We start from the raw sequence: 17678 nt of genomic DNA, 5'->3' as shown, positions 1-17678 counted from the left end.
CCTATGTGCTCGATGCCGTACCTTGGATGCATGAGAACTTCGCTGGGGATGCCTCTGCCGCGCGCCGGCGGGCCCAGTACGGCCGCGCCCAGCACCGTCGCGACAGTTACGGCACCTACCGCCGGCCTATCCGGCGCCGCCGGGCTTGTGGACCGCTATGGCCGCGTCGCCACGGACATGCGGCTCTCCCTGACGGACAAGTGCAACCTGCGCTGCACCTACTGCATGCCCGCCGAGGGACTCGACTGGCTCAGCAAGCAGCAGGTCCTGACCGCCGGCGAAATCGTCCGCCTCGTGGACATCGGCGTGGTCATGCTGGGAATCCGCGAGCTGCGGCTGACCGGCGGCGAACCGCTGGTGCGCGCGGACCTGGTGGACATCATCGCCGCCATCCGGGACCGCCATCCGGACCTGCCGGTCTCCCTGACCACCAATGGCCTGGGCCTGGACAAGAAGGCGCGGGCGCTCAAGGACGCGGGCCTGACCCGGATCAATGTCTCCCTCGATTCACTGCATCCACAGACCTTCGCCCAGCTGACCAGGCGGCCGTTCCTGGACCGGGTGCTGGCCGGGATCGAGGAGGCTGACCGGGTTGGACTCGGACTGGTCAAGCTCAACGCCGTGCTCATGCGCGGCATCAACGACCACGAGGCTCCGTACCTGCTGGACTGGGCGGTGCGCCGCGGATTCGAGCTGCGGTTCATCGAGCAGATGCCGCTGGACGCGGACCATGGCTGGACGCGTGAGGGCATGGTCACCGCTGCTCAGATCCGCGGGCTGCTGGAGGAGGACTTTGTCCTGTCTCCGGATCCGCGGTCGCGCGACGGTGCGCCGGCCCAGCGCTGGGAAGTGCGACGCCGGCTGCCCGGCGGAGCGCCGGAGGACACGGTGGCAGGCACCGTAGGGATCATCGCCTCGGTCACCGAGCCATTCTGTGCCGACTGCCGCCGCACCCGGATCACGGCCGAGGGCAAGGTGCGCAGCTGCCTCTTTTCACACGAGGAAACGGACCTGCGCGATCTGCTCCGCTCCGGTGCGGACGACGACGCCATCGCCCGCCGCTGGCAGGAGGCAATGTGGGCCAAGCCGAAGGCCCACGGCATGGACCATGTGGGGCTGGATGCGCCGGACTTCCGGCAACCGGAACGCACGATGAGCGCGATCGGCGGTTAGCTTGCTGAACAGAGCTGCCGCCGCGAACAGAGGGGATGGGGAATGCTGATCCGCTACTTCGGCGCCGCCAAGGCGGCCGCCGGCGTCGAACAGGAAACGCTGGACTTCGGTAACGGCGCCACGCTGGCCGACGTGATCGGACGCCTCGCCGAGCTGTATCCCGAACCGGCCGTGAGCCACGCGCCGGCGCTGGCCACGGTCATCGGCAAGAGCAGCTTCCTGCGCAACGAAGTGGCGCTGCGGGACTTCCATGTGCCGCTGGAATCCACCGACGTGATCGACATCCTGCCGCCCTTCGCCGGCGGGTAGGCCGGCGACGGGACGGGTATCAGAGGCCGAAGGTTTCGGTTTCCTCGAACGGGCCGACGACGGTGATGGTGCGCGGCGCCGACGCCAGTTCGGCAGCCAGCTCACGGACCTGTTCGGCCGTCACTGCCTTGATCCGCTCCAGCGACTCGTCGAGGTCGAAGAATTCGCCCGACACGAGTTCCGCCCGGCCCAGGCGGGACATCCTGGAACCGGAATCCTCCAGCGCCAGGACGATGCCGCCGGACAGCTGGCCGACGGCGCGGCGCAGTTCGTCCGCGCTGATGCCGTCTGCGGCCAGGCGGTCCAGTTCCGCGCCGAGCAGCTCGATGACCTGTCCGGTCTTGGCCGGCGAGCACCCCGCATACATGCCGAAGTACCCCGCGTCCGCATAGGCCGCGGAGAAGGAATAGGTAGCGTAGGCGAGCCCGCGCTTTTCGCGGATCTCCTGGAACAGCCGTGACGACATGCCGCCGCCGAGCACGGCGTTGAGGACGCTCATGACGAAGCGGCGCTCGTCCGTGGCCGTGAGCGCCGGGCAGCCCATCACGATATTGGCCTGCTCGACGGCGCGCTTGTACACGTGGACGCCGGCAGTGCCGGCGATGACGGCACGGTCGGTGGCGCGGCGGGACACCGGGGCAGCGCCGTCCGCCAGTTCCCAGCCCGCGCTGTGGAGGGCGTCGAGCACCAGCCGGCAGACGGCGTCGTGCTCCAGGCCTCCCGCTGCGGTGACCACCAATTCATCCGGGCGGTAGTAGCGCCGGTAGTGGTCCCACACCGATTCCCGGGAGACGGCCCGGATCGCCTCCGGGAAGCCGCCGATGGGGCGGGCCAGCGGATGGCCGCCCAGCACCGCCTCGACGAACTTCTCGTGGGCGACGTCCGCCGGATCGTCACTGTCCATGGCGATCTCTTCGAGGATGACGTCCCGTTCCTGCTCCAGGTCGTTCGGATCCAGGACAGCGGAGGTGACCATGTCCGAGATGACGTCGATAGCCATCGGCAGGTCGCTGTCCAGGACACGCGCGTAGTAGCAGGTGTTTTCCTTAGCGGTGGCCGCATTGGACTCCCCGCCCACCTCGTCGAAGGCCGAGGCGATTTCCAGCGCCGTACGGCGCTTGGTGCCCTTGAACAGCAGATGCTCAAGGAAATGGGTCGAACCGTGCTGGCCCTCGGCTTCATCCCGGGAGCCAACAGCGATCCAGAACCCGATGCTCGCCGACCGCTGGCCGGGCATGGCCTCGGTCAGCACCCGCACACCGCCGGGCAGGACGGAACGGCGCACCAGGGCGCCGCCCGCCTCCCCGTAGATGATGGTCGGATCGCCCTCAAGCCCGACGGCAGCCGGACCCGCGCCGGCGGTCCCCGCGGTGCGGGGCTCCGCCGGCGTGTGGGCGGTCAGCGGCAAACGAACGACGGCCATGCCTAGCTGGCGTCGCCTTCAGCAGCGGACTCGGCGTGCACCCGGGGAACATCGGCGCCGTTGTCGCCGTTGCCCTCCGCCGGGGACTCCGAGTGCTCGCGGGGAGCGTCCGCCTCGGCGACGACCGGAGCCAGGGACAGCTTGCCGCGGTCGTCGATCTTGGTGATCTCCACCTGGACCCTCTGGCCCACGGAGACGACGTCCTCGACGGTGTCCACGCGCTTGCCGCCGGCCAGCTTGCGCAGCTCGGAGATGTGCAGCAGGCCGTCCTTGCCCGGGGTGAGCGAGACGAAGGCACCGAAGGTGGTGGTCTTCACGACCGTGCCCAGGTAGCGCTCGCCGACCTCGGGGACCTGCGGGTTGGCGATTGCGTTGATCGCCGACCGGGCCGCCTCGGCCGATGAGCCCTCGGTGGCGCCGATCAGCACGGTGCCGTCGTCCTCGATGGAGATGTCCGCGCCGGTGTCCTCCTGGATCTGGTTGATCATCTTGCCCTTCGGGCCGATGACCTCGCCGATCTTGTCCACCGGGATCTTGATGGCGATGATCCGCGGTGCGAATTCGCTCATCTCATCCGGACCCTCGATGGCTGCATTCATGACGCCGAGGATGTGCAGGCGGGCTTCGCGGGCCTGCTTCAGGGCCGCAGCCAGCACGGAGGCCGGGATGCCGTCCAGCTTGGTGTCCAGCTGGATCGCGGTGACGAAGTCGGAGGTGCCGGCCACCTTGAAGTCCATGTCGCCGAAGGCGTCTTCGGCACCCAGGATGTCGGTCAGCGCCGCGTAGCGGGTCTGACCGTCGACCTCGTCGGAGACCAGGCCCATGGCGATGCCCGCCACCGGAGCCTTCAGCGGCACACCGGCGTTGAGCAGGGACAGCGTCGAAGCGCAGACCGAGCCCATCGAGGTGGAACCGTTGGAGCTCAGTGCCTCGGAAACCTGGCGGATGGCGTACGGGAACTCCTCGCGCGAAGGCAGCACCGGAACCAGTGCGCGCTCGGCCAGGGCGCCGTGGCCGATCTCGCGGCGCTTCGGGGAACCGACGCGGCCGGTCTCACCGGTGGAGTACGGCGGGAAGTTGTAATTGTGCATGTAGCGCTTGGTCTTCTCCGGCGACAGGGAGTCGATCTGCTGCTCCATCTTGAGCATGTTCAGCGTGGTGACGCCCATGATCTGGGTTTCCCCGCGCTCGAAGATGGCCGAGCCGTGCACGCGCGGCAGGACCTCGACCTCGGCGGTGAGCGTGCGGATATCCGTCAGACCGCGGCCGTCGATGCGGACCTGGTCGCGCAGGATGCGCTGGCGTACGACCTTCTTGGTGACCGACTGGAACGCTGCGGCGATTTCCTTCTCGCGGCCGGCGAATTCGGCTTCCTCGGATCCGGCCAGCCGGGCGATGACCTCGGCGCGGAATTCGTCAGCGGCGCTGTTGCGCTCCTGCTTGTCCGCGATCGCGAAAATCTCGGTCAGGCGGCTTCCGGCGGCGGATTCGACGGCGGCGAAGACGTCGTCCTCGTAGTCGCGGAAGACCGGGAATTCGATCTCCGGCTTGGCGGCGCGGGACGCCAGGTCGCTCTGGGCCTCGCACAGGGCGCGGATGAACGGCTTGGCAGCCTCCAGACCCTCGGCCACGACCTCCTCGGTGGGAGCGGGGGCGCCGTCTTCCTTGATCAGCTTCCAGGAGTTGTCCGTCGCCTCAGCCTCGACCATCATGATCGCGACGTCGTCGCCTGCGATGCGGCCGGCCACGACCATGTCGAAGACGGCGTTCTCGAGCTGCGAGTGCTTCGGGAAGGCAACCCACTGCGGCTCGCCCTGCTTGTCATCGACCAGGGCAACGCGCACGCCGCCGATCGGGCCGGAGAACGGCAGGCCGGACAGCTGGGTGGACATGGAGGACGCGTTGATGGCAACCACGTCGTACAGCTCGTCCGGGTTGATGGCCAGCACCGTGACGACGACCTGGACCTCGTTGCGCAGGCCCTTGACGAAGGCCGGGCGCAGCGGACGGTCGATCAGGCGGCAGGCCAGGATCGCGTCGGTGGACGGACGGCCTTCGCGGCGGAAGAACGAGCCGGGAATGCGGCCGGCCGCGTACATGCGCTCTTCGACGTCGACGGTCAGCGGGAAGAAGTCGAAGCCCTCGCGCGGGCTCTTGCCGGCGGAGGTGGCGGACAGCAGTGCGGTGTCCTCGTCGATGTAGACCATGGCCGAACCCGCAGCCTGCTGGGCAAGGCGGCCGGTCTCGAAGCGAACGGTGCGTGAACCGAAGCGGCCATTGTCAATGACCGCCTCTGCGAATTGAATCTCGGGACCCTCCATGAGAGTCACCTCCGTTTCTTGTATGCGGAGGCAACCGGCATCAGCCCAGTTCCATTGCGGGACCGGCTGGCGATGCCAGCCCGGCCCGGGACCTGTACGACACCCGGTCTTCGATCGAGACCCACGGGCCCGCCGCTGCTTCAGCGCGGATCCCGGAGATCACTACCGAGGACCGCGAATGCGCGATGCTGGTCGGCTCCTGTTCAGTTGTGGATTATTCAGTTATACAGCTGTAAGGCGGCGCCCCGCGGGAGGGGTGCCGCCTTACAGTCTAGCTATCGGCGCAGGCCGAGGCGCTCAATGAGCGAACGGTAGCGTGCGATATCAGTCTTCTGCAGGTAGGTCAGCATACGGCGACGGCGACCAACCAAGGCCATCAGGCCGCGGCGGGTGTGGTGGTCGTGCTTGTGCATCTTCAGGTGCTCGGTCAGATCGGAGATGCGCCGTGACAGCACAGCGATCTGGACCTCGGGCGAACCGGTGTCACCCTCGGTCAGAGCGTATTCCTTGATGATTTCCTGCTTGATGGCGGCGTCAAGTGCCACGTGTAACTCCTGGAAGATTGTGCCGTGCAGGCCCGGATCAGCACTTCGCTGCCGGGGACACCAGACCCTTCCGGCGCTGGGCCGGGGGATGGCGGGATTCAGCAACCACGGACCGCAGCCAAATCCTTGACAAGTTTACCCGCTGGCGCTCCGGAATGTCGAAAGAGCCGCTCAGCGCCGGCCCGCCGCGTCGGAAACTGCGGTTTCGGCGGACAGCAGATCGTGCGTCTGCTTCACGTCCAGGCGCATCTGGTCGATCAGGGCCTCCGGCCCGGTGTAGGCCACCATGCCGCGCAGCCGCGCGACGAATTCGACGACGACGGTCTGCCCGTACAGGTCAAAATCCTCCAGCGGCTCCTCCGGCCGGTCAATTACATGCGCCTCGACCTGGCGGCTGACGTTGTCGAAGGTCGGGTTGGAGCCCACGGAGATGGCCGCGGGCCAGCGGCGGCCGGCCTCATCGCGCAGCCAACCGGCGTACACACCGTCCGCCGGAATGAACCCGGTGGAGGCAAAAGAGAGATTGGCCGTGGGAAAACCGAGTTCGCGTCCCCGCGCGGCACCGTGCACCACTTCCCCGCGCATCCGGTGGGGCCGGCCCAGGACGACGGCGGCGGTCTCCACGTTCCCTTCACGCAGCGCCTCGCGCACCCAGGTCGACGAGCAGCGGCGCTCATCCGGCTGCTTCAGGTCGGAGGGATGGGTCTCCGTGGGGTGGGAGGTGAAGGAGGCGTACTCGTCTACCACCTGCACGGTGAAACCGAACTTCCTGCCGAGTTCCACCATGGTGTCCACATCCCCGCTGTTGCCGCGGCCGAACCGGGTGTCATGCCCGATCACCACGCCCGTGGCGCTGAGGGTCTCGACGAACACGGTACGGACAAAATCCTCCGCCGTCAGCTGGGCCAGGTCAAGGGTGTAATGCATCACCAGGACCGCATCGAGGCCGGCAGCTCCCATCAGTTCGAGCCGGTCGTCCAGGCCCATGATCAGCTGCGGTGCCTGGTCGGGCCGGTGCACCTGGGCCGGGTGCGGATCGAACGTCACCGCCACGGCCCGGGCGGATTGCTCATGGGCGGCCTGCACCAACCGGCCCAGGACCTGCTGGTGGCCGCGGTGCACGCCGTCGAAATTACCAACGGTCACCACCGATGGACCGAAGCCGGAAGGTACGTCGGCCAGGTCTTTCCAGTAGTACACGAAGGCTCCTCTATGCGTCTCGACAAGCTGGTCCCCGCCGCGCGGCGCCTCCTGTGGCGCGGGCGACTTTTCCATTATGCGCGATCGATGCCCTTATACCGGCACCGGCCACAGTCCCTACACGCGATCGACGCCCGGATACTGGCACGCCAGCGGGACCGCGGCGTCATCCCAGGGCTGCTGCGGTCGACGCGGATCGTGCTTGGCCAGCGTCAGGACCCAGCCGTCGGCGGGGGTCCCACGGTCGTCCAGCAGGCCCCGCACTGTCCCTTCCAGCCGGAACCCCAGTTTCCAGGCCAGTTTCCGGCTGGGCCAATTGGGCACCATGGCTTCCCATGCCACGATCTGCAGATTCAGCTGGTCGAAGGCATAATCCAGCAGCAGCCGGCAGGCTTCCTCCGCCGCACCGGTCCCCCGCGCCCCGGGGCCGATGTTGATCCCCACCTTGGCGGCGCCCGGCCGGATGCCGTGCAGGTCGATGGTGCCGAGCAGCGCATCGGTGCCGGCATCGGCCACGGCGAAGGTCAGGATGCGTCCGTCCGTCCAGCCCTGCGGCACCTGCTCATGGACGAAGGCACGGGCGTCGCGCTCCGAATACTCCCGGGGCACCGTGGTCCAGCGGACAGCTTCCGGATCCCGGCAGTACGCCGCCAGACGGCCGACGTCGCCATCGACCAGCGCGCGCAGCGCCACCGCGTGGCCGCGCAGCACCGGGACGTGGGGTACGACGTCGAGAGGGTCACCTTCGCGGCCGGCCACGGCTTCCCCGGCCTCAGGACGCCCGCGGACGGTTGCGGTACAGCCAGGCCAAACCGACCAGCGGCAGCACCAGCGGCACGTACCCGTAGCCACGGCCGAAACCGGACCACACCGTGTCATCGGGCAGGGCGGCCGGGTCCAGTATCCCCAGCAGGCCAACGGCCAGCACGCCGAGCAGCTCGATGCTTACCGCTGCGACCGAAATCCAGTACCAGCGCAGCCCGGATCTCGCCAGCGCGACGGTGGCCAGGATGTAGACCGCGGCGGCGAAGGCGGAGAGCAGGTAGGCCAGCGGCGCCTCGGCGAATTTGGTGGCGATCTGGAAGCCCGCCCGCGCCGAGGAGGCGGCGGCGAAGATGGCATAGACCGCGACTATCAGGCGGCCCGGGCCCACGGCGCGCGAGGAAGCGGCAGCTGCGGTGCGCGGCGGCGCTGCGCCTGTTGTCGCCGTCGTACGCTTTTCAGTGTTCCTGCTCATTGTGTCCTTTTGTTCCTTCAGTGGGATCCCGGTCGGTGGGATTCCGGTCATGCCGCGACGGGACCATACCAGAGCTGGTTCATCCGGGCCATCATGATGAAGACGACGATTCCCGGCGCCGCGAGCACGTAGTTGCTCCAGAACGACCGCTCCAGCAGGGACCAGTACACCGCGCCAACCGGCAGGATCAGCGCCGTGAGCACGTAGCCCCAGAATTCGATGGCCGGGCCGGCCGGGCCGGCGCCGGTCACCGAGCCGATGATGGAGCCGACCAGGTAGACCAGCAGCACCAGTTCGACGGCGGCCACCGACAGGATGGTGACGTCGTTGGGCCCCAGCCTGCGCACCGCAGCGACGACGCAGATCACGGTCGAGGCCAGGCCGACGATCAGCGACGCGTAGAAGTATCCGTCCAGCGGCATCAGTTCCGACCTGCTTCCGTACCCGGCCCGGATTCCGTACTGGGGGCGAACACCAGCAGCGGCTTGGCCGTCTCCCCCTTGTCCTCCAGCAGCGCCACCAGCCTGCCGTCCGGCGCGAACGCCGCCATGGGACCGTCGGCGGCACTCCCGGGACCGGTGGCCGGGATCCGGCGGCCGAAGGACAGATTGTCCGCCTCCTCGGCGCTCAGGTCGCGGCAGGTGAACAGAGCGCGGGCGGCGTCGTCGAGATCCAGCATCGCGAGATCGGCAGCGAGCTGCTCGAGCGTTCGGGCCTGGCCGATCGTGTAGGGACCGACCTGGGTACGGCGCAGTGCAGTCAGATGGCCGCCGACCCCCAGCGCCTCACCCAGGTCCCGCGCCAGTGCACGGATATACGTGCCGGAGGAGCATTGGACGGTCACATCGACGTCCAGGACCTTGCCGCCGCGGGCGCGGCGGATGCCGTGGATCTCGAAGCGGTGGACCGTCACGGGACGCGCCGCCAGCTTCACTTCCTCACCCGAGCGGACGCGCTTGTAGGAGCGCTCGCCGTTGACCTTGATGGCGGAGACGCTGCTGGGCACCTGCTCGATGGCCCCGGTCAGGCCGGACACCGCGGCGCGGATGGCCTCCTCGGTGACAGCGGCGGCGATCACCTCGCGGGTGACTTCTCCCTCCGCATCATCTGTGATGGTGGACTGGCCCAGGCGGATGGTGGCCGTGTAGGTCTTGGAGGTGCCGACGATGTAGGTCAGCAGCCGGGTTGCCTTGTTGATGCCTACGATCAGCACGCCGGTGGCCATGGGGTCGAGTGTGCCGGCGTGGCCCACCTTCCGTGTGCCGGCCAGGCGCCGCATGCGTCCGACGACGTCGTGGCTGGTCCAGCCCTGCGGTTTGTCAACGATGATCAGTCCGGAACGGACCGGCTGGCTGTCGTTTCCCATCAATGTCAGCGCTTCTCGTCCTCGAAGCCCTCTTCGTCGATCCCGCCGTGGCCGGCGTCGGCGTCGTCCGGCGCGTCCTCATCGATCTCTTCGTCGCGCTTGTACGGATCCGGATCTCCTGCGAACTCGGCACCATGTGCCAGTGCAGCAACCTCGGCGTCCCGCGCCTTCGCCGTGCGCAGCAACTCCTCCAGGTGGCTGGCATTGACCGGGATCTCGTCCGGTACGAATTCCAGGGTGGGGGTCAGGCGTGCGGTGATGTTCCGGCCCACCTCGGAGCGCAGGATGCCCTTGGCCGATTCAAGCGCCTTGCGGGTCCCTTCCTGCTCTTCGGCGGAACCAAACACGGTGTAGTAGACGGTCGCATGCTGCAGATCGTTGGTTACCCGCGCGTCCGTAATGGTCACGAAACCCAGCCGCGGATCCTTCACCCTCCGCTCCAGCGCCCTGGCAATAACAACCTTGATCCGGTCAGCCAACTTCGCAGCCCGTGCTGGATCAGCCATAACCCCTCCTAAAAAACATGGGTCGTACGACGCCGGCAAGCACCGGCGTCGTACTGAAACGTTACGTGCCACCCACTTAAGCGAGTCTACGACGAAAGCCGGGGACCCGACTGCCGTCGAATTGATCGGCGGCCCGGGAGTGGCATCGGGCCTGTCGGAGCGCGACGGCCCAGGACAGAATGTCCTGAGCCGTCGCGTGAAGGGGCGGAGCCGCCGAAAAATCCGGCGGCCCCGCAATGCAAAACCTAGACGCGCGGCTTCTCGCGCATCTCGAAGGTCTCGATCATGTCGCCTTCCTTGATGTCGTTGAACGACCCCAGACCGATACCACACTCGAAGTCCGTCCGGACCTCCGTAGCATCGTCCTTGAAGCGCCGCAGCGACTCGACCGTGAGGTTGTCCCCCACCACCACACCGTCGCGCACCAGGCGTGCCTTGGTGTTACGGCGGATGACGCCCGAGCGGACGATCGAACCGGCAATGTTGCCGAACTTGGAGGAACGGAACACCTCGCGGACCTCGGCCGTGCCCAGCTGGGCTTCCTCGAACTCCGGCTTGAGCATGCCCTTGAGGGCCATCTCGATGTCCTCGATCGCCGCGTAGATGACCGAGTAGAACCGCATGTCCACGCCTTCCTTGTCGGCCAGGTCCGCCACGCGTTCCGCGGGACGAACGTTGAAGCCGATGATGATGGCGTTGTCAACGGTGGCCAGGTTGACGTCGTTCTGCGTGACGGCACCCACACCGCGGTGGATGACGCGCAGCTGGACTTCCTCGCCGACGTCGATCTTGAGCAGCGAGTCCTCCAGGGCTTCAACGGCACCGGACACGTCACCCTTGAGGATGAGGTTGAGGGTGTCGACCTTGCCCTCGGCAACGGCCTTGTCGAAGTCCTCCAGGCTGATGCGCTTGCGGCGCTTGGCCAGGGCTGCGTTGCGGTCGGCTGCCTCGCGCTTCTCGGCGATCTGGCGGGCAGTCCGCTCGTCGTCGGTCACCAGGAAGGTGTCGCCGGCGCGCGGCACCGAAGACAGACCCAGCACCTGGACCGGACGGGACGGGGTTGCGGCCTCGACCGCATCGCCGTTCTCGTCGAACATGGCGCGGACGCGGCCGTGGGCCGTACCGGCCACAATCGTGTCACCGACATGCAGCGTACCGGACTGGACCAGCACGGTAGCCACCGCACCGCGGCCCTTGTCCAGGTTCGCTTCGATGGCAATACCGCGGGCGTCCTTGTTCGGGTTGGCCCGCAGGTCCAACGCAGCGTCGGCGGTCAGCAGGACAGCCGCGAGCAGGTCGTCGATGTGCAGGTTCTGGCGCGCGGAAACGTCCACGAACATGGTGTCGCCGCCGTATTCTTCGGGAACCAGGCCGTATTCGGTCAGCTGGCCGCGGATTTTCTCCGGGTTGGCGCCTTCCTTATCGATCTTGTTCACCGCAACGACGATCGGCACGCCGGCCGCCTGCGCATGGTTGAGTGCTTCCACCGTCTGCGGCATGACGCCGTCATCGGCTGCGACCACCAGGATTGCGATGTCGGTGACCTTCGCACCGCGGGCACGCATGGCGGTAAACGCCTCGTGGCCCGGGGTATCGATGAAGGTGATCCGGCGTTCCCTGTCGTCGTGCTGGAAGCCGATCTGGTAGGCACCGATGTGCTGGGTAATGCCGCCGTGCTCACCCTCAACAACCTTGGTGTTGCGGATGGCGTCGAGCAGGCGGGTCTTACCGTGGTCGACGTGACCCATGACGGTGACGACAGCCGGACGCTTCTCCAGGTCCTCGTCGCCTTCGGCCTCGAGTTCAGCCTCCAGGTCGATGTCGAAGGAGTCGAGCAGCTCGCGCTCCTCGTCCTCCGGCGAAACAACCTGGATCTTGTAGCCAAGCTCGGTGCCGAGAACGTCGAAGGTTTCCTCGTCCAGGGACTGCGTGGCGGTCGCCATTTCACCGAGGTGGAACAGCACCGTGACCAGCGCTGCCGGGTTCGCCTCGATCTTGTCGGCGAAGTCGGTAATGGAGGAACCACGGCGCAGACGGATCACCGTCTCGCCATTGCCGCGGGGTACGCTCACGCCACCCAGCGACGGAGCACTCATCTGCTCCAGTTCCTGCCGCTTTGCCCGCTTCGACTTGCGCTGCTTGCCGCGGCCGGCGCCTCCCTTGCCGAAGGCACCCTGGGTACCGCCACGTCCGCGGCCGCCCTTGCCGAAGCCACCACCGGCGGGTGCACCGCCGCCGGCACCGGGAGCACCGCCCGGAGCACCACCGGGGCGGCCGGGTCCAGCCGGACGTCCGCGGCCGGCACCGGCCGGAGCCGGACGTTCGGTGCGGTTAGGCATCATGCCCGGGGTCGGACGCTGGCCGCCGGGAGCGCCCGGACGGGGCGCACCCGGACGGGGTGCACCGGGGCGCGGGGCACCGGGGCGCGGCGCCCCGGGACGCGGAGCGGCCGGACGGGGACCGCCCTGGCCGGGAGCCGGACGGGGACCGCCCTGACCCGGAGCCGGACGCGGACCTGCGGCACCGCCGTCGCCGCGTCCACCCGGACGGGGCATGCCCTGCGAAGTAGCAAACGGATTGTTGCCCGGACGGGGAGCGCCGGAGCGGTCACCGCGCTCACCGCCGCCGGGGCGACCGCCGGAACGCGGCATGCCCTGGGACGTGGCAAACGGGTTGTTGCCCGGACGCGGAGCGCCGGGACGGGGTGCGCCGCCGGGGCGCGGCGCCGAAGGAGCCGGCTTGGACTCGGCCTGGGCCGAGGAAGCTGCCGCTGCCGGACGCGGTGCAGGCCGGGCGCCGGGCTTGGGCCCTGCGACGTCCTGCTTCGGGCCCGGGGCGGGAGCCGCGGGGGCGGGCTTGAACTGCACTGCCGGGGCGGGAGCCTGGGCAGGTGCCACAGCGGCAGCCGCGGGCTTGGGGGCGCCCTCCTGCTTCGGTGCCGGAGCCGCCGGAGCAGCGGGTGCTGCCGGTGCAGCTGCAGCCGGGGCGGCCGGCCTGGCTGCCCTGGGGGCGGCCTTGGGCGCAGCGTCGGACTTGCCGGCGCCGGCTGCCGGGAAGGCATCCCGCAGCTTCCTGACAACGGGAGCCTCAATCGTCGATGAGGCGGAGCGAACGAACTCGCCCAGTTCCTGCAGCTTTGCTACTGCATCTTTAGAGGTGATACCGAGTTCTTTTGCGAGCTCGTGTACGCGGACCTTGGCCACATTTCTCCTGTCTCGGTCCGCACCGAGCCAGGTACGAACCGTCTATTTCCTACTGCAGCCCCCGGCCGCGAACGCAGCTGAAAGGGCTTTTGCAGAGCACAATGAAGTACTCATCACAAGGCACTCATCGGGTTTCCATCAGTTTTCTGACCCGCTTTCAGGTTGGACGGTATTTTTGGACGCGCTCCGGGCAGGAGCCTGCCCCAGTGCGTGGAACCAGCTTTCCACTGCCTGCGTATCGACCGCCCCTTTGAAGGAACGGTTGAACGCCCGCCGTTTCAAGGCTAACGCCATGCAAGCCGGGCTTCGGTGCATCCAGGCACCGCGGCCGGGCAGTCGGCGGTGTTCATCGACGACAGCGGCACGTACGCCGCCGGCATCGGCAAGCGCCAGCCGCAACAGAACAGCCTGGTCATCCTGACGCCTGCAACCGATGCAGGTCCGTTGCGGCACATGTTTGTGCTGTACAACGTCATGATTTTCAGCGTCGATTGACCCGGCCTCATCCATTCTAGCCCCTACCACCGCCGGACCACGAACCCGGCGCTTACTGCACTCCTGTACCGCTGTTCCGGAGCTAGCCCGCATGGGCGGCATCGGAGGCGATATCGATGCGCCAACCGGTCAGTTTGGCCGCCAGCCGGGCGTTCTGGCCCTCCTTGCCGATGGCCAGCGACAGCTGGTAGTCCGGCACCACGACGCGGGCCGAACGGGTGGCCGCATCCGTGATGGTCACCGAAGAAACGCGCGACGGCGACAGCGCGTTCGCGATGAAAGTCGCAGGATCGTCGCTGTAGTCGACGATGTCGATCTTCTCGTCGTTCAGTTCCGTCATGACGGCGCGGACCCGCGACCCCATTTCACCGATACAGGCTCCCTTGGCGTTGATGCCCGGGGTGTTCGCCTTCACCGCGATCTTGGTCCGGTGCCCGGCTTCACGGGCCAGGGCCACGATCTCGACCGACTTGTCCGCGATTTCGGGGACTTCGAGTTCGAACAGCTTGCGTACCAGCCCGGGGTGGGAGCGGGAAAGCGTAATCGAGGGGCCCTTCATCCCGCGGTGCACATCAAGCACGAACGCGCGCAGGCGCGCCCCATGGGGGTAGGACTCGCCCGGAACCTGCTCCGGCGGCGGCAGCAGGGCTTCGACTGCGCCCAGGTTGACCTGGATCATGTGCGGATTGTTGCCCTGCTGGATCTGGCCGGCGACAAGCTCGCCTTCCTTGCCCTTGAACTCGCCCAGGATGTTGTTGTCCTCGGCGTCACGCAGCCGCTGCAGGATAACCTGGCGGGCCGTGCTGGCGGCGATGCGGCCGAAGCCTGTCGGCGTGTCGTCGAACTCGCCGACCGCGGTGCCGTCGTCGTCCACTTCTGTGGCCCAGATGGTGACGTGCCCGGACTTGCGGTCCAGCTCCGCCCGGGCATGCTGCTGGGCGCCCGGGGTCTTGTGGTAGGCAATCAGCAGGGCCTGCTCGATAGTGGGAATCAGCAGGTCCAGCGGGATGTCCCGCTCACGCTCCAGCAGCCTCAGTGCGCTCATGTCGATGTCCAAGTCAGGCCTCCTCAGCCGTGGTGTTTCTCAGCGGTTCCGACGTCGTCGCCGTCGTCAAAGTCTTCTGCAGGTCCGGGGTCTTCCCCTGGCCGGGCGAACTCGATCTCAACCGTTCCCCGGCGGATCTTCTCGAACGGCAGGTGGACCGGCTCCCCGTGCTTGGGCTTCATGCCCTTCTTCACCGGCAGCTCCGGCCGGACCGTCACGCCGTCCCCGGCCACTTCCAGCAGCCGGCCGGTCACATCATCACCGTGGATGACCTTGATCTTGATCATGCGTCCCAGCGCGCGGCGCCAGTGCCGCGGTTCGGTCAGCGGCCGGGTGGCCCCGGGCGATGACACTTCAAGGTCGTACGGATGCCGATACTCATACGGGTCCGCATCGAGTACGGCGGAAAGGTCGCGGGACACTTCGGAAATCAGGTCCAGCCCCACGCCGCCGGTCTCCGTTTCCGGCAGGTCCACGACGACGTGGACGGTCCGGTGGCTGCCGTGGACACGGATATCGACATCTTCGAGGTACAGGTTGTGGCGGATGACGGTCGGTTCGAGAAGTCCACGGATGCGTCCGGCTTCGGCATGGTTTGCCGGATTGGCTGCGGTTTTGGCTGTCGTTCTGCCTGATGCCTTTTTCGGGGATTCGTTATCTGGCCGAACCGCCATGGCTGCCTCCCACTTGATGATGTTGTAGGCACTAGCGTAGCGACTTTCCAGACGACTCGGTGCATCGGCCGCCGGGAAGGGGCGCCGGACATGGCATCATCAACTGTTGTGAAAGATTCGGCCGGAAAGAACGACGGCGGCCCGCGGCAGGGCAGCTCGGCCTCCGTTGGCAGGGTCGCGGGCAGGGGCCTCCTCCTCCTGCTCATCGCCTGCATCGTGGTCGGCCTGGGGACAATGGTGATGGGCGAACCCTCCGAGCCGGAGCCGCCCAGCGCCACCGAAGTTGCCAGACTGGAAGCGGAGCGCGGCGCGCTCGAACTGGCGCAGGACGCTGCAGCACTTGGTGCTGCCGCGGCAGCTGCTCCCGCCGGGGGCGCCCTGCTGGAATCGGCGGAGCTGCTGCGCCGGCAGGCGGCGGCCCTGAGCCTTGATGGATCGGGCCTTGATGGAACGGGCCCGGCCCTAACTTCAGCCAAAACCACAGCCCCAACGGCCTCCGGGACAGCGTCAGCTTCCCGCGGAACGGATGCACCGCCGTCGTTCCCCGGACTGGTCGACGCCCTGGCCGAATCCTCCCGCACCAACCTTGCCCGGGCCGCGGAGGTCGAGCCCGGGATGGCGCGGCTGTTGGCCTCCGTTGGAACCGGCCAGTGGCTGCAGGCGGTCCGGCTGGCGGAAGCTACCGGACTGCCGGCTCCCGCACCGGTCCCCGATCCAGGGGCTCCCGCTCCCGGGGCCGCCGATCCCGGAGCAACCGCGGCCGCTTCCGCTTCCCCGGGCACCTCTGCTTCACCTGCCCCATCGGCTTCGCCGACATCATGCCCCAGCGGTTCCGCGACCGCGGCCCAAGCCGCAGACCAAGCCTCAGACCAGGGCGCAAATCCGGCCGCCGGGGACGGCACTGATAGCCTGGCCGCGGCCCTGGAGGCCGAGCGCCGCACAGTCTATGCCTACGAGGTCGCCGCCGCCCGTCTCCCCGCCCCCGGGGCCGGCGCGGCGGCAGCCCTTTTGGAGGCCCACCGGGCGGCTGCCGGCGAGGCCGCGCAGCTGGCGGAAGATTCCTGCCGGACGCTGCCCGGGCCGGAGCCGGGCTACCGGCTTCCGGCCGACTTCATGGCGGCACCGGCCGCAGGGTTGGCTGCGGTCGAAGATGACCTCGCAAGCCTCTATGCGGACCTCGTTGGATTGAGCGGCGGCGATGACCGGAGGTGGGCCATCGGACGGCTGCTGGAAACGTCGGCCCAGCGGCTCGCCTGGACGGAGGATCCTGAGCCGCTGCCTGGAATGGACCTGCCGGAAACAGAGGTACCGGGCACCGGCCCGGCACCGCAAACCTCCGTCACGGACGCCGGGGCGTGATGGCCTACAGGGATGTGGCAGGCGCCAGATTCTCCACCCACACGTCGTAACCGAGCTTGACGATCAGCGCAGCCACGACCGCCAGGAACACGATCCGGATGAATCCGCTGCCCTGTTTGACGGCCATCCGGGCGCCCAGATAGCCGCCGGCCATATTGGCCAGCCCCAGCACCAGTCCCAGGCCCCAGAGCACAGAGCCGTGCGGCAGGAAAAACAGCAGGGCGCCCAGGTTGGTGGCCATGTTGACGATCTTGGCCTTCGCGCTGGCGGCCAGGAAGTTATAGCCCAGCAGCGCCACCAGCGCGATGATCAGGAAGGACCCTGTACCCGGTCCGATCAGCCCGTCGTAGAAGCCGATGACAGCGCCGACGACGGCTGCGGTGCCGTAATGCCGCGCACCCCGGTAGCGCAGCGCGGTGAGCGTGCCGACCGTCGGCCGCAGCGCGGTGAAGACCGCAACCGCGATCAGGGCCGCCACGATAATCGGCTTGAAGACCGACGCCGGCAGCGACGCCGCCAGCACCGCTCCGCCGAAACTGCCGGCCAGGGAGACCGCGGCCATGGGCAGGGCAGTCTTCAGGTCCGGATGCGCCCGCCGGAAATACGTGACGGCGCTGGTGGTGGTGCCGAAGATGGACCCCATCTTGTTGGTCGCCAGGGCCTGTACCGGGCTGATGCCGGGGACCAGCAGCAGCGCCGGCAGCTGGATCAGGCCCCCACCGCCGACGACGGCGTCAACCCAGCCGGCGGCGAAACCAGCCGCCACCACCAGCAGGATGGTGGCGAGCTGGACCTCCTCCAGGCCGGAAACCACGGCAGGAC

The 17678-nt window shown here is 67.9% G+C and carries 18 protein-coding genes; 4 read left to right on the top strand and 14 right to left on the bottom strand.

Annotated elements, in window-relative coordinates:
- Nucleotides 1–30 precede the first annotated feature (30 nt).
- Both moaA and AC5RWU_RS07025 read left to right on the top strand, forming a co-directional pair.
- Nucleotides 31–1173, top strand: a complete 1143-nt coding sequence (gene moaA, locus AC5RWU_RS07030) for a GTP 3',8-cyclase MoaA (RefSeq protein ID WP_494028763.1) — start codon at nucleotides 31–33, stop codon at nucleotides 1171–1173.
- Between the two features lie 42 nt (nucleotides 1174–1215).
- On the top strand, nucleotides 1216–1482 hold the full coding sequence (locus AC5RWU_RS07025; protein WP_494028764.1) for a MoaD/ThiS family protein: 267 nt from the start codon (nucleotides 1216–1218) through the stop codon (nucleotides 1480–1482).
- A 19-nt stretch (nucleotides 1483–1501) separates the two neighbouring features.
- Here AC5RWU_RS07025 and AC5RWU_RS07020 read toward each other — a convergent pair whose 3' ends face one another.
- The 11 genes from AC5RWU_RS07020 to AC5RWU_RS06970 all read right to left on the bottom strand — a co-directional run bounded on the left by AC5RWU_RS07020 (nucleotide 1502) and on the right by AC5RWU_RS06970 (nucleotide 13682).
- Nucleotides 1502–2905, bottom strand: a complete 1404-nt coding sequence (locus AC5RWU_RS07020) for a M16 family metallopeptidase (RefSeq protein WP_494028765.1) — start codon at nucleotides 2903–2905, stop codon at nucleotides 1502–1504.
- A 2-nt stretch (nucleotides 2906–2907) separates the two neighbouring features.
- Entirely contained in the window at nucleotides 2908–5226 is a 2319-nt protein-coding gene (locus AC5RWU_RS07015) for a polyribonucleotide nucleotidyltransferase (RefSeq protein WP_494028898.1), read from the bottom strand.
- Between the two features lie 275 nt (nucleotides 5227–5501).
- Entirely contained in the window at nucleotides 5502–5771 is a 270-nt protein-coding gene (gene rpsO / locus AC5RWU_RS07010) for a 30S ribosomal protein S15 (RefSeq protein WP_494028766.1), read from the bottom strand.
- Nucleotides 5772–5942: 171 nt separating this feature from the next.
- Nucleotides 5943–6971, bottom strand: a complete 1029-nt coding sequence (locus tag AC5RWU_RS07005) for a bifunctional riboflavin kinase/FAD synthetase (RefSeq protein ID WP_494028767.1) — start codon at nucleotides 6969–6971, stop codon at nucleotides 5943–5945.
- 117 nt (nucleotides 6972–7088) lie between these two features.
- Nucleotides 7089–7730: a GNAT family N-acetyltransferase gene (locus AC5RWU_RS07000; RefSeq protein ID WP_494028768.1), complete on the bottom strand. Its 642-nt coding sequence runs from the start codon at nucleotides 7728–7730 to the stop codon at nucleotides 7089–7091.
- Nucleotides 7731–7743: 13 nt separating this feature from the next.
- Nucleotides 7744–8208: a hypothetical protein gene (locus AC5RWU_RS06995; protein WP_494028769.1), complete on the bottom strand. Its 465-nt coding sequence runs from the start codon at nucleotides 8206–8208 to the stop codon at nucleotides 7744–7746.
- Nucleotides 8209–8255: 47 nt separating this feature from the next.
- A complete protein-coding gene (locus AC5RWU_RS06990; protein ID WP_494028899.1) occupies nucleotides 8256–8624 on the bottom strand; it encodes a hypothetical protein in 369 nt (122 codons plus the stop codon).
- Between the two features lie 5 nt (nucleotides 8625–8629).
- A complete protein-coding gene (gene truB, locus AC5RWU_RS06985; RefSeq protein ID WP_494028770.1) occupies nucleotides 8630–9574 on the bottom strand; it encodes a tRNA pseudouridine(55) synthase TruB in 945 nt (314 codons plus the stop codon).
- Nucleotides 9575–9579: 5 nt separating this feature from the next.
- Nucleotides 9580–10080: a 30S ribosome-binding factor RbfA gene (gene rbfA, locus AC5RWU_RS06980; RefSeq protein ID WP_494028771.1), complete on the bottom strand. Its 501-nt coding sequence runs from the start codon at nucleotides 10078–10080 to the stop codon at nucleotides 9580–9582.
- Nucleotides 10081–10325: 245 nt separating this feature from the next.
- Complete coding sequence (gene infB / locus AC5RWU_RS06975) at nucleotides 10326–13283, bottom strand: translation initiation factor IF-2 (protein ID WP_494028772.1); 2958 nt, start codon at nucleotides 13281–13283, stop codon at nucleotides 10326–10328.
- Between the two features lie 138 nt (nucleotides 13284–13421).
- Nucleotides 13422–13682: a YlxR family protein gene (locus AC5RWU_RS06970; RefSeq protein WP_494028900.1), complete on the bottom strand. Its 261-nt coding sequence runs from the start codon at nucleotides 13680–13682 to the stop codon at nucleotides 13422–13424.
- Here AC5RWU_RS06970 and AC5RWU_RS06965 point away from each other — a divergent pair.
- Nucleotides 13626–13778: a hypothetical protein gene (locus AC5RWU_RS06965; RefSeq protein ID WP_494028913.1), complete on the top strand. Its 153-nt coding sequence runs from the start codon at nucleotides 13626–13628 to the stop codon at nucleotides 13776–13778. The two genes, AC5RWU_RS06970 and AC5RWU_RS06965, sit on opposite strands and share 57 nt — an antisense overlap.
- Before the next feature lie 82 nt (nucleotides 13779–13860).
- Here the strand turns inward: AC5RWU_RS06965 and nusA are convergent, their stop codons facing one another.
- Together nusA and rimP are read right to left on the bottom strand one after the other, a co-directional pair.
- Nucleotides 13861–14835 (bottom strand): transcription termination factor NusA, encoded by a 975-nt coding sequence (gene nusA, locus AC5RWU_RS06960; protein WP_494028773.1) that lies wholly within the window; start codon nucleotides 14833–14835, stop codon nucleotides 13861–13863.
- 11 nt (nucleotides 14836–14846) lie between these two features.
- Nucleotides 14847–15497 carry a ribosome maturation factor RimP gene (gene rimP / locus AC5RWU_RS06955; RefSeq protein WP_494028774.1) on the bottom strand — a complete coding sequence of 217 codons (651 nt, stop codon included), beginning with the start codon at nucleotides 15495–15497 and terminating at the stop codon, nucleotides 14847–14849.
- 90 nt (nucleotides 15498–15587) lie between these two features.
- Here rimP and AC5RWU_RS06950 point away from each other — a divergent pair, with 90 nt between their 5' ends.
- On the top strand, nucleotides 15588–16856 hold the full coding sequence (locus tag AC5RWU_RS06950) for a DUF4439 domain-containing protein (RefSeq protein WP_494028775.1): 1269 nt from the start codon (nucleotides 15588–15590) through the stop codon (nucleotides 16854–16856).
- 4 nt (nucleotides 16857–16860) lie between these two features.
- Here AC5RWU_RS06950 and AC5RWU_RS06945 read toward each other — a convergent pair whose 3' ends face one another.
- Nucleotides 16861–17670 (bottom strand): sulfite exporter TauE/SafE family protein, encoded by an 810-nt coding sequence (locus AC5RWU_RS06945; RefSeq protein WP_494028776.1) that lies wholly within the window; start codon nucleotides 17668–17670, stop codon nucleotides 16861–16863.
- Between the last annotated feature and the right edge of the window lie 8 nt (nucleotides 17671–17678).

Source organism: Arthrobacter sp. B0427-1-12 (assembly GCF_059092905.1).
Note: the sequence above shows the minus strand (reverse complement) of the source record. Positions and strands in the feature narration are given on the sequence as shown.

Bases quoted from the DNA above. Each gene is read 5' to 3' on its own strand.
- AC5RWU_RS07025 (WP_494028764.1), top strand. From the start codon at position 1,216: ATGCTGATCCGCTACTTCGGCGCCGCCAAGGCGGCCGCCGGCGTCGAA.
- moaA (WP_494028763.1), top strand. From the start codon at position 31: ATGAGAACTTCGCTGGGGATGCCTCTGCCGCGCGCCGGCGGGCCCAGT.
- AC5RWU_RS07020 (WP_494028765.1), bottom strand. From the start codon at position 2,905: ATGGCCGTCGTTCGTTTGCCGCTGACCGCCCACACGCCGGCGGAGCCC.
- truB (WP_494028770.1), bottom strand. From the start codon at position 9,574: ATGGGAAACGACAGCCAGCCGGTCCGTTCCGGACTGATCATCGTTGAC.
- AC5RWU_RS06995 (WP_494028769.1), bottom strand. From the start codon at position 8,208: ATGAGCAGGAACACTGAAAAGCGTACGACGGCGACAACAGGCGCAGCG.
- rbfA (WP_494028771.1), bottom strand. From the start codon at position 10,080: ATGGCTGATCCAGCACGGGCTGCGAAGTTGGCTGACCGGATCAAGGTT.
- AC5RWU_RS06950 (WP_494028775.1), top strand. From the start codon at position 15,588: ATGGCATCATCAACTGTTGTGAAAGATTCGGCCGGAAAGAACGACGGC.
- rimP (WP_494028774.1), bottom strand. From the start codon at position 15,497: ATGGCGGTTCGGCCAGATAACGAATCCCCGAAAAAGGCATCAGGCAGA.
- AC5RWU_RS07015 (WP_494028898.1), bottom strand. From the start codon at position 5,226: ATGGAGGGTCCCGAGATTCAATTCGCAGAGGCGGTCATTGACAATGGC.